We start from the raw sequence: 16,227 nt of genomic DNA on the forward strand, positions 1-16,227 counted from the left end.
CATCGAACGAGTTGTTCGCGTTCGCTATCGGTCAACATCAACTCAGCCTTCGGGCGTCCGGTTCGAGGCATGCCTCAGAATATCAAGCTAGAGCACGAATTTATGGCGTACGACACTAGTACCTGTGGAGGGTGCACCGGGTCTGCTCGTGCGCCACGGGAACCGCACCATCGAGGTGATCCGCCGGACCGGGGACGTGGCTTTGCGTATCCACGACCCGAGAAGCGCCACCCTCGCATCGTTCACGGGGATCCCCACCTTCCGCCCCGCCCGAAGGTTCGCGGTGGCGGCGACGTTCACTCCGTACGCGCAGTCCCGCGGAGTGACGACGGGCGCCGTCGTCGAGGGACTCGAGCACCATCACACTGCGGTGGGTTCGCTGAGTTTCGAATTCGACGGCGAGAGCCACGAACTCGTCGCCTTCGCAGGCAAGAACGGTGGCGTGCAGGTTCTCTTCACCGACGCCACCAGCGGTGTGAGCACCTATCCGGCAGCACGGTCGCTGGCGGTGGACGAGCCCGGAACCGACGGACGGGTAGTCGTCGATTTCAACCGCGCCGCCAATCTGCCGTGTGCGTTCACCGACTACGCCACCTGCCCGGTGGCGCCTGCCGAGAATCGCCTGGACTTCGCGGTCGAGGCGGGCGAGAAGAAACCTCGCCCGACGGAAGCGGAATAGATGGTCACTCCGTTGTCGGTCCTCGACTTGTCTCCCGTCAGCGACGGATCAACAGCCCGCGCCGCGCTGCGGAACACCGTGGACCTCGCCCAGCACGCAGAACTGTGGGGGTACACGCGGTACTGGGTTGCCGAACATCATTTCGTCGGCGTCGCGAGCTCGTCACCCGCCGTGCTGGTCGGCATTCTCGCTGCGGCGACGAGCACCCTCCGCGTCGGTGCTGCGGCCGTGCAGTTGGGGCATACCACAGCCGCAGCCGTGGTGGAAGCGTTCGGAACCGTCGATGCCCTGTATCCCGGGCGCGTGGACCTCGGCCTGGGGAGGTCGGGTCAACGCAGGGCGTTGGCACTCGACGCGGTCGCCGAACGCCGAAACCAGCCCCCCGTACCGCAGCGCCGGACCGAGATCCGGGACGGCGTCGTGATTCCGGCGCCGTTCGACCCGTCCGGACTCCTGCTGTCGCCGCGGCTCACGGCGTCGATGTCGGTGCTACAACAGCCGGGGGCACGGTCACCCGAGTTCGAACAGCAGGTTGACGACATCCTCGCGTTACTCTGTGGCACGTACCGCACAGAGGACGGCATCGAACTGCACGCGAGTCCGGGTGAGGGCGCCGACGTCGAAGTATGGGTGTTCGGGAGCAGTGCGGGCCCGAGCGCCGAACTCGCCGGCCGGCTGGGGCTGCCCTTCGGGGCCAACTACCACGTGAGCCCGGCGACGACGGTCGAAGCGGTAGAGGCGTACCGGGCAGCCTTCCGGCCGTCGCGGGTTCTGCGGGAGCCGTATGTCGTCGTCTCCGCCGACGCAGTGGTGGCGGACGACGACGCGGCAGCCCGGGAGTTGGCGTCGACCTTCGGGCATTGGACCCACAGCATCCGAAGTGGGCACGGTGCAATCCCGTACCCCGATCCCGGCCGTACGGCTCCCCTCGCCGAGACGGAACGGGCAGCAGTGGAAGACCGGCTGATCACCCAGTTCGTCGGGGCACCTGCCACCGTCGCCGGCCGGCTCGACAGCCTGCGGAAACTGACCGACGCCGACGAACTCGTGGTCACCACCGTCACCCATGACCACGCGGATCGACTGCGTTCCTACGAGCTGCTTGCCCGGGAATGGGGGTTGCCCCGCCTGCTCGCTGCCTGACACCACGATGGTTGAACGTTGGTCCAAGTGGGAATCCCCCGCTCATGGAGACAGCACATACGCCTGTGCCCGAGTCCCCTGACGGGTTGGTCGAGCAGCTACGGCAGTACCTCAGTTCGATCACGTCGACGGATCTCGGACCCGACGACGACTACTTCACGCTGGGGTTGGTGAGTTCGCTGCGGGCTCTCGAGATCGTCACCTACATCGAGGGCTCCCACGACGTCGTGGTCGAGGTGGAGGACCTCGACCTCGACAACTTCCGCACCGTTGCCCGAGTTGCGGAGTTCATCCGGCGGAAGCGGGGCGAGCAGGTTCGGGCCACGGACGGGGCGTCGCCGTGATCGGAATCGACACTCTGGTCGCGGCAGCGGAAACGGATGCTGTCGCATGGGACGAGTCGGGGCTGCCCACCGAGGTGATCGAAGCCGCCGCGCGGGCCGGTGTTCTGGGACTGGACAGGCCCACGGCCTGCCGGGGCCTCGGCCTGAGTGCAGCCGAACTGGGCTCGGTGGCAGAACGACTCGGAGCTGTCTGCACATCGTTGCGTTCGCTACTCACCGTGCAGGGGATGGTGAACGCCGCCCTCGACCGATGGGGAAGCGCCGAACAACAGGCACAGTGGTTGCCGGTACTGACGACCGGTGAGCTCCTCGCCGGATTCGCGGCGACCGAGGCCGGCGCCGGAACCGAACTTTCGTGTGTGACCACCTCGTTCGACCCCGTCGGTTCGGATTACCGAGTGTCGGGTCGGAAGCTGTGGGTGACTTACGGCCAGGTCGCGGACGTACTGCTGGTCCTCGGACGGGCGTCCGGCGGCCTGACGACCGCACTCGTCGAGACGAGCTCGCCCGGGGTCACCGTAGAACCGGTACACGGGCAACTCGGCATGCGCGGTACACGGGTGGCGCACATCGAGCTCGACAACGTATCCATACCCGCGACCCACGTGATTGCACCGCCCGGATTCGGTTTGTCCCACGTCACCGGCACAGCCCTCGACCACGGCCGGTACACCATCGCGTGGGGGTGCGCGGGGATGGCGCGGGCGTGCCTCGCCGACGCGGTGGCTCACGCATCCACCCGCGTGCAGGGTAGCGCCGTGTTGTCCGAGTACGACGCGGTGCGGTCGATGATCGGCCGCGGCTGGGTGGAGGTCTCCGGGGCGCGCGCTCTCTGCGAACGCGCCGCGCAGGAACGTGACGCACACGAGCACACCGCACTCTTCACCACCGTTGCCGCGAAGTACGCCGCCGCGCGCGCCGCCGTGACGCTGAGTCAGCAGGGAGTGCAGATCCTCGGCGCCGCCGGATGCGCTGCGGACAGCAAGGTGGGCCGATTCTTCCGGGACGCGAAGGTCATGCAGATCATCGAGGGTGCCACCGAGGTCGCCGAATTGCAGATCGGTGAGTACGTGCTGGCCGGCGGTGTTCGATGACCGCGTCTCCACCCGTCACCCTGCAATCGATCGCGCTGTGGTTCCCGGACGACGAGGTGACCGTGGCGGGTTTACCGGAACTCGATCAGCTACCTGTCGCGCAGCGTGAGCACGCACTGTCCCTCGGCATCGACACCGTTCGGATCGGCATCGGAGCGTCCGAGTCGGACATGGCCTACGGCGCCGCCACCGAGTTGCTGCGCGCAGCGGGCATCGACCCCACCCAGCTCGATGCCCTCCTGCTCGTGCAGGGGCGGGTTCCGCAGTATCTGCTCGCGTCCGAGGCCACTCGGTTGCAACACCGGCTCGGCGCGAACCAGGCATTCACCACCGGTGTCGGTGACCTGGGCTGCGTGTCGATCTCGGCGGCGTTCGCGCTGGCGTCCGCGCTACTTCGGGGTGACTCCCATTGCCAGAATGTTCTCGTCGTCGCTGCTGCGAAGACGCCGACGCGAGCACGCTACCGCTCACCGATGACGTTACTCGGGGACGGTGCGGCCGCGGTGCTGCTGACGACGTCGGGGACCGGGCGATACGAACTCGTCGATCAGATCGTCCGCAGTGACGGGAAGTACGCGGATCTGTTCCGTATCGACTACCGGAACGTGCGCGAGGCCGACTGGACCGAGGAATGCACGGACGAGCCGACGTACTCGTTCCGGCTTGCCGTAGAGAGCCGGAAACGCTTCACCGACATCAATGCTGCCCTTCTCGGACGCAGCGGGGTGGAACACGACAGGGTGGGGACCTTCCTGATGCAGAACCTCTCGGCCGGTGCGTTCGCGTTCTGGCAGGAGGCTCTCGATGTCACCATCGACCCGGTGTGCCGCGCGAATCTCGCCCGGTTCGGCCACCTCGGATCCGTCGACGTCGCACTCAACCTGGAACGCGCGGCCGCGTCGCAACGGCCGGGAGAATATGCCGTACTCATGAACAGCAGTCCCGTCGCGGCGTGGAGTAGCGCACTACTGCGGCGACTGCCGGACTCGACCGGGGACGGGGAGTAACCCCTGATGGAGCAGACCGTCAAGTGCGTGGTCTGGGACCTCGACGACACCATCTGGGACGGAGTGGTACTCGAACAGGATGTCCCGGTTCCGAAGGCCGAGGTGCTCCGTACTCTCGATGTGCTCGACCGACGAGGCATCTTGCACGCCATCGCGAGCCGAGGCGAGTTCGAACCTGCTGTGGCTCACCTGCGCGCCCACGGGCTCGAGGATTTGTTCTGCGCCGTCGACGTCGGGTGGGGACCGAAATCCGGTGCGGTGCGGCGGATCGCGGACACCCTGCACATCGGTCTCGACACCGTGGCCTTCGTCGACAACGATCCGGTCGAGCGCGCCGAGGTCGCCGGAGCGTTGCCGTCGGTGCGGTGTTATCCGGCCGAGAACATCGCCTCGTTTCCCGATCTGCCCGAGCTGACTCCGGAATCGATCACGGCCGAAGCGGCGCAGCGCCGAGCGCTGTACCGCGCCGAGCGGATCCGGCAGAGCAGTGAAGAGGAGTTCGCTGGATCGAACTCCGACTTCCTCGCCTCGCTGAGCTTGGTGATGACCGTGCGCAGGGCAGAGGAAGAGGACCTGGCGCGGGCACACGAACTGACCGTGCGTTCACATCAACTCAACACCACCGGTCGCACGTTCGGCATCGACGAACTCCGCCGACTGTGCCGTTCGGACCGACACGAGGTGCTCGTTGCGTCACTCGAGGACCGTTTCGGTGGGTACGGAACCATCGGACTGGCGGTGTCGGAGTTCCGCGGCGACGACTCGGTGCTCCAATTGCTCTTGATGTCGTGTCGCGTGATGTCCCGCGGTGTGGGCGCGGCCCTGATCCAGCATGTCGTCGACCGGGCGCGGGCACGGGGACAGCATCCCTGCGCGGAGTTCGTGGCCACGGAGGTCAATCGCGTGATGCTGGTGACCCTCCGATTCGGTGGGTTCGAGGTCGGGGTGGCGGACCCCGGACGGTTGTTGCTGCGCCACAACGGCTCTGCTCGATCCGGCGGGCCGAACACCGATCACGTCCGAATCGTGAGCGCGGTGCCATGAGCACCGTGCTTCCTGGGGGCGAGGTGATCGCGGGAATCCTCGAGCAGTGCTCACGGGTACCCGAACGGACCGCGATAGCAGTGGGACAGCGGGCCCTGACGTATGCCGAGCTCGAGTCGGCGAGTGCGGAACTGGCGGCAGAGCTGGCGGCAACCGGAGTGCGGCCGGGCCAGGTAGTCCTGATCTACCGGGCGCAGAGCGCCGACACGGTGGTGGCGATGATCGCCGCCTTGCGGGCGGGCGCAGCGTGGTGCGTCATCGAACCAGGCCACCCGGCGATGCAGCTGCGCGCCCTGCTGTCGGACGTCGACTGCGGCGCCATCGTGTTCGATTCCACGGACCCGGCTACCTCCACGGAGGGTGTCGGCGTCCTCGCCTGGGAAGCCGGTGCCGGCTCGCCCGCACTGGTCGACCGTCACCGGGCAACGCCGCCGCGGTCTCATGGCAGCGACCTTCCCGAACGCGTCCCGGATGGCGCACCTGCCTATGTGATCACCACCTCGGGAACGACCGGTGTCCCCAAAGCCGTCGTGGCCACCCGTGCCAATCTGGCGAGTATGGTCGCCGGCCGGAACTACGACTACGACGAGGCCGATCTGGTCACGTTCTCCGCGTTTCGCCTGACGTGGGACGGGGCCCTGCTGAAGACGATCTGGGCGCTCTGCACCGGTGGCACGAGCGTGCTCCCGGACGCCCATGGTGTGCGCGACGCCGAGGCTGTCGCAGCGCTCGCGGCGAAGTGGAAGGCCACCCATCTCGCGGCGACGCCGTCGTTCTACCGCCTGCTGCTGCCGCATCTCGCTCCGCTGCGCTCACATCTGCAGTGGGTGACCCTCGCCGGTGAGGCGCTTCCCGCGACGCTCGTCGAACGGCACCGCACCGTGCTTCCGGGTGTCCCGCTGGGCAACGAATACGGACCCACCGAGACCACCGTCAGTTGCGTGGCGCATCGAGTGCGTGAGGTGCCGGCGTCGATCGCCCCGATCGGCAGGCCGCTGGGGGCCACGACTGCGCACATCCTCGACGCGAAGCTGGTTCCCGTGCCGCAGGGAACGGTGGGAGATCTCTACCTCGGTGGTCCCCAGATCACCGCCGGATATGCCCGTCGCCCTGCCGCCACCGCAGCCCGGTTCGTGGCCGATCCGTTCTGCGCGGTGCCGGGCGCCCGGATGTACCACGCGGGCGACCTCGCGCGCGTCGATGTTCACGCCGACATCGAATTCTGCGGCCGGGTCGACGGTCAAGTGAAGGTGCGGGGAGTGAGGGTGGAGCGGCACGCAGTGGAATCGGTGCTCGAGAGTCACCCGGCGGTCCGTCAGGCGGTGGTACTTGCGACCGTGGACGAGTACGGCGACACGGCCCTTACCGCGTTCTGGGTTCCCGCCGCGGCGGCGACGCTCCTGCCCACCACCCGCGACCTGACCGCCCATTGCGCCGAGCGTCTCGTGATGCAGGCGGTGCCCGGCCGTTTCGTGGCGCTCGGTGCCCTTCCTCTCGCGCCCAGCACCAAGGTCGACGAGGTGGCGCTGCGGGCGTTGTCGGCGAAGGCCGAGGTGAACGGCGGTGGCGGCTGTTGACAGTGTGCTGGATTGGAGGCAGTCTCGACTTGCTCGGGGATTTCGTGGCGTGGTCAGGGTGAGGGACGAGTAGTCCGTCACCGTGGTGTGGTTGCTCCCGGATGCGAAGGCGATGGGGGCCTTGGCTGGGATGCGATTGCGATGGAGCGACGAGCAGCGAGGGGGGCGGACGGCGAACCCGCCTGTGTCGCCGACACTCCCGCGTCTCTTCCCGATTCGCCATTTCCGCTCTCGGCGGCGCAGCATGAGGCCTGGTTGGCGCAGGAGCTCGCACCGGACGTGCCGTTGTGCATCGCGCAGTATGTGGAATTGCACGGAAACCTGGACGTCGATCTCCTCAGGTCTGCCACGGTGGCCACCGCCGACGAGTTCGGATCGCCGTTTCTGCGTCTGGTCGAGATCGAGGGCCGCCCGCTGCAGGTGGTCGACCCTTCGACGGACCGGTCGATCGGGTTGGTGGACTTCCGCGGGGAGGCCGACCCGGTGGACGCGGCTCGCGAGTGGATGCGGACGGACTGCGGCAAGCCACTCGACCTGACACACGATCGCCTCGTCGAATCCTCGATTCTGCGCGTCGGGGACGAGCATTACCTGTGGTACAGCAAGATTCATCACGTCGCGCTGGACGGCTACGGCGCGATGACGATGCTCAACCGGATCGCGGCCCGATACAGCGCCGCGACGCTGAACCGGGAGCTGCCACCGAACGAGGCCGCCGATCCCCGGTACCTCCTCGACGTGGACGAACAGTACCGATCGTCGAGTCGCTTCGCTGCGGACCGCACGTTCTGGGCCGAACGGATCGCCGGACTCGGTCCGGGACCGAGCCTGACTCGGACGATGGCACCCGCGGTGGCCGCAAGCACCGACATCGCGGGACCGCTGCCGGAAGCGGCCGAGCGTGCGCTACGCGAGGCCGGGCAGCACGGGACGGCGAAGATCATCGCCGCGTTCGCCTGTTACCTGTCACGCATGACCGGACGCCGGGACGTGCTGCTGAGGATTCCGGTGTCGGCGCGAACGACCGCGGTCCTGCGACGGTCGGGCGGGATGATGGCGGGCATCGTGCCGCTGCCGGTGGAGATCCGGCCCGAAGACACGGTGGGTGAGCTGGTGGAACGAGTCCGACTCGACCTGCTGGGTGCACTGCGACACCAGCGTTTCGGGCTCGGGGACATCCGGCGCGACGTGGGACCGGGCGCTGCGGACACACTGTCAGGACCGATGATCAACGTGATGCTCTTCCACCAGGAGCTGAGGCTCGGCACTCTCGTGGGCGAGTACCACATCGTCACGTCCGGGCCGGTGGAAGATCTACTCGTCGACGTGTACCAGAGCGGTACGCCCGTGCGAACCTTCGTCCATTTCCTCGCCAATCCCCACCGGTACGACGCCGACGAGGTCGGCGCCCACCACCGCAGATTCGTGGAACTGCTCGACGAGTTCCTCGGGGCGGACGCGGACGCCCCGATCACCGCTGTCCACGACGACACCGCCAGGCTCGATTTCTGGACGCGAACACTGGCGGGAGCGCCGCCGCTGATCGAGCTGCCTGCCGACCGACCCCGGCCCGCCCGCCCGTCGGGGCGCAGCGGCACCGTCTACGCTCCGATCGGCGCAGAACTGCACCACCGGCTCACTGAGTTCGCGGCCGAATACCGCACCGACGTGTTCACCGTGATGCACGCTGTGCTCGCGCTGATGCTGTCGCGAGTGGCACGGACCGAAGACGTCGTCGTCGGGACCGTGGTGGACGCGGACGTACTGGTGTCGCGGACCCGGCTGCGTGGTTCCGAACCGTTCACCGAGTTGGTCGAGGGGGTGCGGGACGCGGCAGCGAAGGCCTCCGCTCACCGCGGCGCGTCGTTCGAGCAGATCGTGGACGCTCTCGACCCGCCGCGGTCTCGGTCGCATGCGCCGCTGTTCCAGGTGTTGCTCGACTATGCCGAGCGCGGTCGCGATCTCGGCGACCTCGATCTTCTCGTGACCGTCGGGGAACAGCATGAGCACGTCCGATTCACCTATGCGGCAGACTTGTTCGACGCCGTCACAGCCTCGAGCTTCGGTCTTCGGCTGCTGCGCATCGCGGAGGCCGCCCTCGCGGACCCGTCCATCGTGGCCGGCGACATCGATCTCCTGGAACCAGCCGAGCACGCACTGCTCCGGACGTGGTCGTCCCGGCCTGCGTCGCCCACGCGTCGGACGCTGACCGAGCTGTTCGCGCTGACAGCCGCGCGATCCGCAGATACCACCGCGGTGGTGGCGGGCGGCGAGCGGCTCTCTTATGGCGAGCTGGACGCGCGGTCGAATCGCCTTGCCCGATACCTCCTCTCGATCGGGGTGGGGCCGCAATCCCTGGTCGCGGTCGCTGCACCGCGGTCGGCAGCGCTGGTCGTCGCGTTGCTCGCCGTCGTCAAGGCCGGTGCTGCATATCTTCCGATCGATGCCGATCACCCCGGTGAGCGGTCGGCGTTCGTGCTCGACGACGCCCGCCCGGTATGCCTTCTCGCCACGCGGGGCACCGCAGCAACGCTGGCGCCGTCGGGTATTCCGGTACTCCTTCTCGACTCGAAAGAGACCGGAGTCGACGCCGTCTCGCCGCTGCCGGTGACGGACTCCGAACGGGGGCCGATCGGTCCGGAGTCGCTGGCCTACGTCGTCTACACGTCGGGATCGACAGGCAGGCCGAAGGGGGTGGCGGTGTCGCACGGCAACGTGGTGGCCCTCTTTGCAAGCGCCGAGCAGCTGTTCCGGTTCGATGACACCGACGTCTGGACGATGTTCCACTCACCGGCGTTCGACTTCTCCGTCTGGGAGCTGTGGGGCGCTCTCCTCCACGGGGGAACGCTCGTCGTCCTCGACTTCGACACCACCCGCGCACCCGCACACTTCCTCGGTTTGCTGCGCAGAGAACGGGTGACGGTGTTGAGTCAGACGCCCACGGCATTCGCGCAGCTGATCGAGGCCGACGCCGCGGACCAGCACGCCGAACCGCTACCGCTGCGGTACGTCGTCCTCGGCGGTGAGGCGCTCGACCTCGGGCAACTTGCGCGCTGGTACTCCCACCACGACGAGGATGCGCCGGTGCTCGTCAACATGTACGGCATCACCGAGACGACGGTGCACGTCAGTCACCTGCCACTCGACCCGGGTTTCGCGGCCGCCGCATGGACCAGCGTGATCGGGCGGGCGATTCCGGGATTCAAGGTGTCGGTGCTCGACCCGCGACTCCATCCTGTGCCGGTGGGCGTGGCCGGCGAACTGTACGTCTCGGGGCCGCAGGTGGCGCGCGGCTATCTGGGCCGCGCCGGGCTCACGGCATCCCGCTTCGTCGCGGACACATCCGGGTCGCGCATGTACCGGACCGGTGACGTGGTGCGGTGGCGCCGGGACGGGCTACTCGAGTACCTCGGGCGCGACGACCAACAGGTCGAAATCCGCGGATTCCGCGTGGAGCTCGGTGAGGTGGAATCGGTGCTGGGCCGCTGCGACGGGGTGGCGCAGGCGGTCGCGACGGTGCACCGGGACCAGGTGACCGGCCCTGCCCTCGCCGCGTACGTAGTCCCCGAACCCGGGGCGTTGGTCGATCCGAGTGCTGTGCGCGAGATAGCGGAATCCGCGCTCCCCTCGTACATGGTTCCGGCGTCGGTGACGGTCCTCGCTCAGCTGCCGGTCACCGCCAACGGCAAGTTGGACCGGGCGGCACTGCCTTCTCCGGTAGTGAATTCCCGTGCGGAGTTCGTCGCACCGGGCACTGCCGTCGAGGAGTCGCTGGCGACCGTCTTCGCGGACTCGCTGAACGTGCCGTCCGTCGGTGTCGACGACGACTTCTTCGCGCTCGGTGGCAACTCGCTGATCGCCGCGAGGGCCGCGGCCCGTATCCACACCGAATTCGGCGCGGGCGTCGGCGTGCGCGACATCTTCGACGCCCCGACGGTGCGACTGCTGGCGACCCGGGTAGCCGGGGCGGGTACCACGACGCGGCCACCGCTCGTTGCGACTGATCGTTCCGTGTCGGTGCCGGTGTCTCTCGCGCAGACGCGGATGTGGCTTCTCGACCAGTACGACACGACGTCGCCCGCCTACAACATCGCAGCGGCCTTCCGGTTGCGCGGGCCCCTCGACGTCGCCGCGTTGGGGGCGGCATTGACGGATGTCGTTGACCGTCACCAGATTCTCCGGACGGTGTTCCCGCTGGTGGGAGACGTACCCGTGCAGTCGGTGCTCACGGTGGAGGACGCCCTGCCGAGCCTGCGCTCCGTGGCGGTGGTGGGGGAGAGCGATCTGCGACAGCGCCTCTCGGCGGCACTGTCGGCGGGCTTCGAATTGACGGCACAGGTTCCCTTGCGAGCGGAACTGTTCGAAATCGGTCCCCGCGAGCATGTCTTCGCGCTCGTGGTACACCACATCGCGGCAGATGCGCTGTCGCTGGCCCCACTCGCCCGGGATGTGACGGCCGCCTACTCGGCTCGGGTGTCGGGCAACGCGCCGCGCTGGGAACCGTTGCCGGTGCACTACCGCGACTACAGCGTGTGGCAGCGGACGCTGCTCGGGTCGGAGGACGACCCCGACTCCCTGATGTCCCGGCAACTCGCGTACTGGTGTTCCGCGCTCGCCGAGGCGCCGGTCGTGGCGGAACTGCCGCTCGATCGTCCTCGTCCGGAACATCGGTCCCTCGCCGGGGCAGGGATGTCGTTCACCGTCGAGGAGCGCCTGCACGAGCGGATGCGGGACCTGGCGCGACAACACGAGGTGACGGTGTTCATGGTGTCGCACGCGGCGTTCGCGGTACTGCTCGGGGGCCTGACGAGTACGAGCGATGTGGTGATCGGGTCGCCAGTCGCCGGTCGCAGCGAAGCCGTCCTCGACGACGTGGTCGGGATGTTCGTCAACACGCTCGCCCTGCGCACCCCGATCACGGGCTCCGATTCGTTCGCGGCCCTGCTCCACACCGTGCGGGACCGAGATCTGGAGGCGTTCGCGCACGCCGATGTGCCGTTCGATCGGGTCGTCGAGGCGCTCGACGTGCCGCGCATTACCGCACACGCGCCGTTGTTCCAGGTGTTGTTCGAATTTCAGGACGTCGAACGGCCGACGCCGACCCTGCCGGATCTCACGGTGGAGGAGATCGATCTCGGCGTGTCGGTGTCGACCTTCGATCTGCAGCTGACCCTGGTCGAGCAGTTCCGCGAAGACGGCTCCCCGGCGGGGATGAGTGCGACATTCACCTACGCCACCGATATCTTCGACGCCGCGACCGTGCAGACGTTCGCCGATCGATTCGTGCGTGTCCTCGACACCATCGTGGCAACGCCCGACGTGCCCCTGGCGCGAATCGATCTTCTCGCTCCCGACGAGCGGGAGGCGCTGGTTCCGGTGTGCGGACATCCTGCGGAGGCACCCCGGTTGCTACCGGACATTCTTTCTGCTGCGGCGCAGCGCGATCCGCATGCCGTCGCGCTGTCCTACGGCAACGCGGTGATGTCGTATCGCGAACTCGACGACTGGTCGAATCGGCTGGCCTGGGTGCTGATCGATCGGGGGATCGGGCCGGAAGATCAGGTGGCGATCGGACTCGTCCGGTCGGTGGAGTTGGTGGTGTCGGTGTGGGCGGTGGCGAAATCGGGTGCATCCTTCGTGCCGGTCGATCCCAGTCTGCCGCCGGCGAGGATCGCCGACATCCTCGCAGATTCCGGGGCGGTCGCCGGGTTGACAGTGGCCGAACAGCGTGACCGAATGCCCGACGGTGTGGAGTGGCTACATCTCGACTACCCCGGTCCGTCACGACGGTGGCGGTCCCATCCGATCACCGCCGGCGACCGGGTCGTGCCGCTGCGGCGGGAACATCCCGCGTATCTGATGTACACCTCCGGGTCGACCGGAACGCCGAAAGGTGTCGTGATCACCCACGCCGGGCTGCAGAACCTCACCGCCGAGCAACACACCCGGTACGCCACGACGAACGCGTCCCGGGTCCTCAACCTTGCCTCCCCCGGGTTCGACGCATCGATGCTCGAGTACCTCATGGCGTTCGGTGCGGGCGCCCGCCTGGTGATCGCCGCGACCCACGTGTACGGCGGCGAAGCGCTGACCGAACTGCTCACCTCCGAGCGAATCACGCATTCCTTCATGACCCCCGCCGTGCTCGCCACTGTCGATCCGCGCGGTCTCCACCTCCTCCGCACCCTCGTCGTCGGCGGGGAACGCTGTCCACCGGAGTTGCTGGATCGCTGGGCATCCCGGCGAGACCTCCTCGTCGCCTACGGGCCCACGGAGACGACGGTGGTATCCAACATCGGCGCCCCGATGGCAGCCGGCGACCCCGTGCGGATCGGACGTCCGATCCGGGGTATCCGCGAACTTCTCCTCGACGAGTGGCTGCGCCCGGTTCCCGTCGGAGTGGTGGGTGAGCTGTACATGCTGGGGGAGGGGTTGGCGCGCGGCTATCACCGGATGCCCGGTTCGACCGCCACCTCGTTTGTGGCGAACCCGTTCGACCACGAGGGCTCGCGAATGTACCGTACCGGCGACCTCATGCGATGGACACGCGAGGGACTACTGGAATACGTAGGCCGCAACGATTTTCAGGTGAAGCTGCGCGGACAGCGGGTGGAGCCGGGCGAAGTCGAGGCGGTGCTCACCCGTTGCCCCGGGGTCGCGCAGGCGGTGGTCGCGGTGCGCCGCACGCCGGCCGGCCAGGCGGCGCTCGCCGGTTACGTCACGGCTCGAGAGCAGGCACGCCTCGACAGCACCGAAGTCCTGCATTTCGCCGGATCCGTTCTCGCGCCGTTCATGGTGCCGGCCACGGTGACCGTCCTCGACCGATTTCCGCTCGGGCCCAACGGGAAAATCGACCGGCGCGCGCTCCCGGACCCAGAGCTCGCCCCGCGCATCTTCCGCGCGCCCACCACGCCGTTCGAGTCCGCGGTCGCCGGCATCTTCGCCGAGGTCCTCGGAAGCGGCGCCGTGGGTGCCGACGACGACTTCTTCGCGTCCGGTGGTAACTCCCTGACCGCGACCCAGGTCGTCGCGCGGATCAACGCCGCGCTTGGCTCGGACATCGGGGTGCGGGAAGTGTTCGAGGCCCCCACGGTGCGGGCACTGGCTGCTCGGATCGGCGGCACAGGCGCGGCGGAGAAGCCCGTGTTGACCGCGGTGCAACGGCCGGATCCGCTCCCGCTGTCGTGGGCGCAACACCGGATGTGGCTACTCAATCAGTTCGACACGTCCTCGCCCGCCTACAACGTCGCAATGATGGTGCGACTCTCCGGCGCACTCGACGTGGGCGCGCTGACCTCGGCACTCGCGGATGTGGTGACACGGCAGGAGTCGCTGCGCACCCGGTATCCGTACGGGGGCGCGGGGCCTACCCAGGTGATCGTCGACGCGAACGACATCGCGCGACCCACGGTGGTGACCACCGGCGACGCACTTCACGAACAGGTGTCGGAGCTGGTGTCGACCGGGTTCGATGTGGCCGCCGACGTCCCGATACGGGCCCGACTGTTCGAGTACGGCGAGCGGGACCACCTTCTGGTCGTCGTGGTCCACCACATCGCCGCGGACGGGTTCTCGATGGTGCCATTGGCGCGGGACGTCTTGGCGGCGTACGCGGCCCGATCCGCGGGTCGGGCGCCCGAATGGGACCCGCTGCCGGTGCAGTATGCCGATTACACGGTGTGGCAGCGCGAACTGCTGGGGTCGGAGGACGATCCCGACTCCCTGATGTCCCGGCAACTGGGCTACTGGCGATCCGTTCTCGCCGACGCCCCGGTCGTGACCGAGCTACCTGCGGATCGGGATCGGCCACCACAACGATCGGGGTCCGGTGACCGGTGGAGGTTCTCGATCGATGCGGATCTGCACAGGGATGTGGTGGCGCTCGCACGGTCGCGGCACTGCACTGTGTTCATGGTGATGCACGCGGCGTTCGCGCTGCTGTTGTCCCGGTCGGGCGGCACCAGTGACATCGTGATCGGATCACCCGTCGCCGGTCGCGGAGAGTCGGACCTCGACGACGTCGTGGGGATGTTCGTCAACACCCTCGTCCTGCGGACCGAGGTGTCGGGGACCTTCACTGAGCTGCTCGAGCGGGTCCGCGACACCGACCTCGCTGCATACACCCACGCCGACGTGCCGTTCGAGAGAGTGGTCGAGGCACTCAATCCTCCTCGATCGCAGTCGCATTCGCCCTTGTTCCAGGTGCTGCTCGAGTTCCGGAATACCGAGTATCCCGAACTCACGCTGCCGCACCTCGACATAGAGGTGCTCGAACCCGACATCGCGGTGGCCCTCTTCGACCTGCAACTGACCCTTCGTGAACGCTACGACCAGTCCGGGACGCCGAGCGGTATGACCGCTGCCTTCACCTACGCCACCGACCTGTTCGGCGCGGACACTGTCCGGATCCTCGCCGACCGCTTCGCCAGGATTCTCGCGGCCGTAATTTCCCAACCGGGTGTTGCTGTTGGCGACGTCGATCTCCTTACTCCTGTCGAGCGGCGCACACTCCGCGAACGAAGTATGGCAGCAGGCACTTTCGTCCTGGACTCCCGGCTGCATCTCGCGCCCGAGGGGGCAACCGGCGCGGTGTACCTGGACGAGATTCAGGCGGACGGCCTGTCACCGCGGGCGGCGGCCGCCACCGTCGTTGCCAATCCGTTCGGTGCCCCGGGTTCGCGAATGTTCCGTACCGGCAGGCACGCGCGGTGGACCCGGTCGGGACACCTCGTCGGCGTCGGGGGCTCCCCGCTTCACTCGATTACGGAAGTCATGAAGAGTCACCCCGCGATCCGCGAGGCGGTCGCGCTGTCGACTGCAGCAGGTGTCACGCTCTTCTGGGTTCCGGCGGCAGCGGCGGCAGTCCTGCCGATGCCCGAGGAGCTTCGCGTGTTCGGCGCGCAGCGGCTCGAATCCCGGTTCGTACCCGCGCGGTTCGTCGCGCTCGGTGCAGTGCCGCGCACGACGGACGGCGAAGCGGACGAGGACGCGCTGCGCGCACTGATCGCGGAGGCGCAGTCGCCCGACCGATCTTCGCGGCAACGGTGGACCGAACTACAGCGCGCCGTTGCCGAGCAATGGGTGGCCGTGCTGGGGCACGAAGACTTCTCGCGCGAAGACGGGTTCTTCGACGTCGGCGGCAATTCGGTCCGGGTCGTGGAGCTTGCGCGGCGGTTCGAGGACCGGTGGCCGGGGGTGCTACGGGTGGGCCGGCTGTTCGACGTCGTCACGGTCGCCGCGCAGGCCGAAGCGATCTCCCACTCCGCCGAGACAACGGAGGTCGCCGCCCCGGCCACCTACGAATTCTGACCACACCGACTTCTGACCAAACCCGGGAGG

7 protein-coding genes and 1 pseudogene are annotated in these 16,227 nt (G+C 67.9%); all 8 read left to right on the forward strand.

Annotation, left to right across the window (positions count from 1 at the left end):
* Positions 1-112: 112 nt before the first annotated feature.
* A pseudogene (locus tag NOF53_RS16410) lies at positions 113-679 on the forward strand (DUF1684 domain-containing protein); the annotation flags it as partial.
* A complete protein-coding gene (locus tag NOF53_RS16415; protein ID WP_255970597.1) occupies positions 680-1,822 on the forward strand; it encodes an LLM class flavin-dependent oxidoreductase in 1,143 nt (380 codons plus the stop codon).
* Positions 1,823-1,866: 44 nt separating this feature from the next.
* Positions 1,867-2,166, forward strand: coding sequence for an acyl carrier protein (locus NOF53_RS16420; RefSeq protein ID WP_255970599.1), 300 nt, complete (start codon positions 1,867-1,869; stop codon positions 2,164-2,166).
* Positions 2,163-3,260, forward strand: coding sequence for an acyl-CoA dehydrogenase family protein (locus NOF53_RS16425; protein ID WP_255970601.1), 1,098 nt, complete (start codon positions 2,163-2,165; stop codon positions 3,258-3,260). Before NOF53_RS16420 ends, NOF53_RS16425 begins: the two co-directional genes overlap by 4 nt.
* Positions 3,257-4,267: a 3-oxoacyl-ACP synthase gene (locus NOF53_RS16430; RefSeq protein WP_255970603.1), complete on the forward strand. Its 1,011-nt coding sequence runs from the start codon at positions 3,257-3,259 to the stop codon at positions 4,265-4,267. Before NOF53_RS16425 ends, NOF53_RS16430 begins: the two co-directional genes overlap by 4 nt.
* Positions 4,268-4,273: 6 nt before the next feature.
* On the forward strand, positions 4,274-5,311 hold the full coding sequence (locus NOF53_RS16435) for an HAD-IIIC family phosphatase (RefSeq protein ID WP_255970605.1): 1,038 nt from the start codon (positions 4,274-4,276) through the stop codon (positions 5,309-5,311).
* Complete coding sequence (locus tag NOF53_RS16440) at positions 5,308-6,888, forward strand: amino acid adenylation domain-containing protein (protein WP_255970607.1); 1,581 nt, start codon at positions 5,308-5,310, stop codon at positions 6,886-6,888. The genes NOF53_RS16435 and NOF53_RS16440 overlap by 4 nt, the downstream gene beginning before the upstream one ends.
* Positions 6,889-7,029: 141 nt before the next feature.
* Positions 7,030-16,197: a non-ribosomal peptide synthetase gene (locus NOF53_RS16445; RefSeq protein ID WP_255970609.1), complete on the forward strand. Its 9,168-nt coding sequence runs from the start codon at positions 7,030-7,032 to the stop codon at positions 16,195-16,197.
* Positions 16,198-16,227: the final 30 nt, after the last annotated feature.

The organism is Rhodococcus tibetensis (genome assembly GCF_024438035.1).
GTDB lineage: Bacteria > Actinomycetota > Actinomycetes > Mycobacteriales > Mycobacteriaceae > Rhodococcus_F > Rhodococcus_F tibetensis.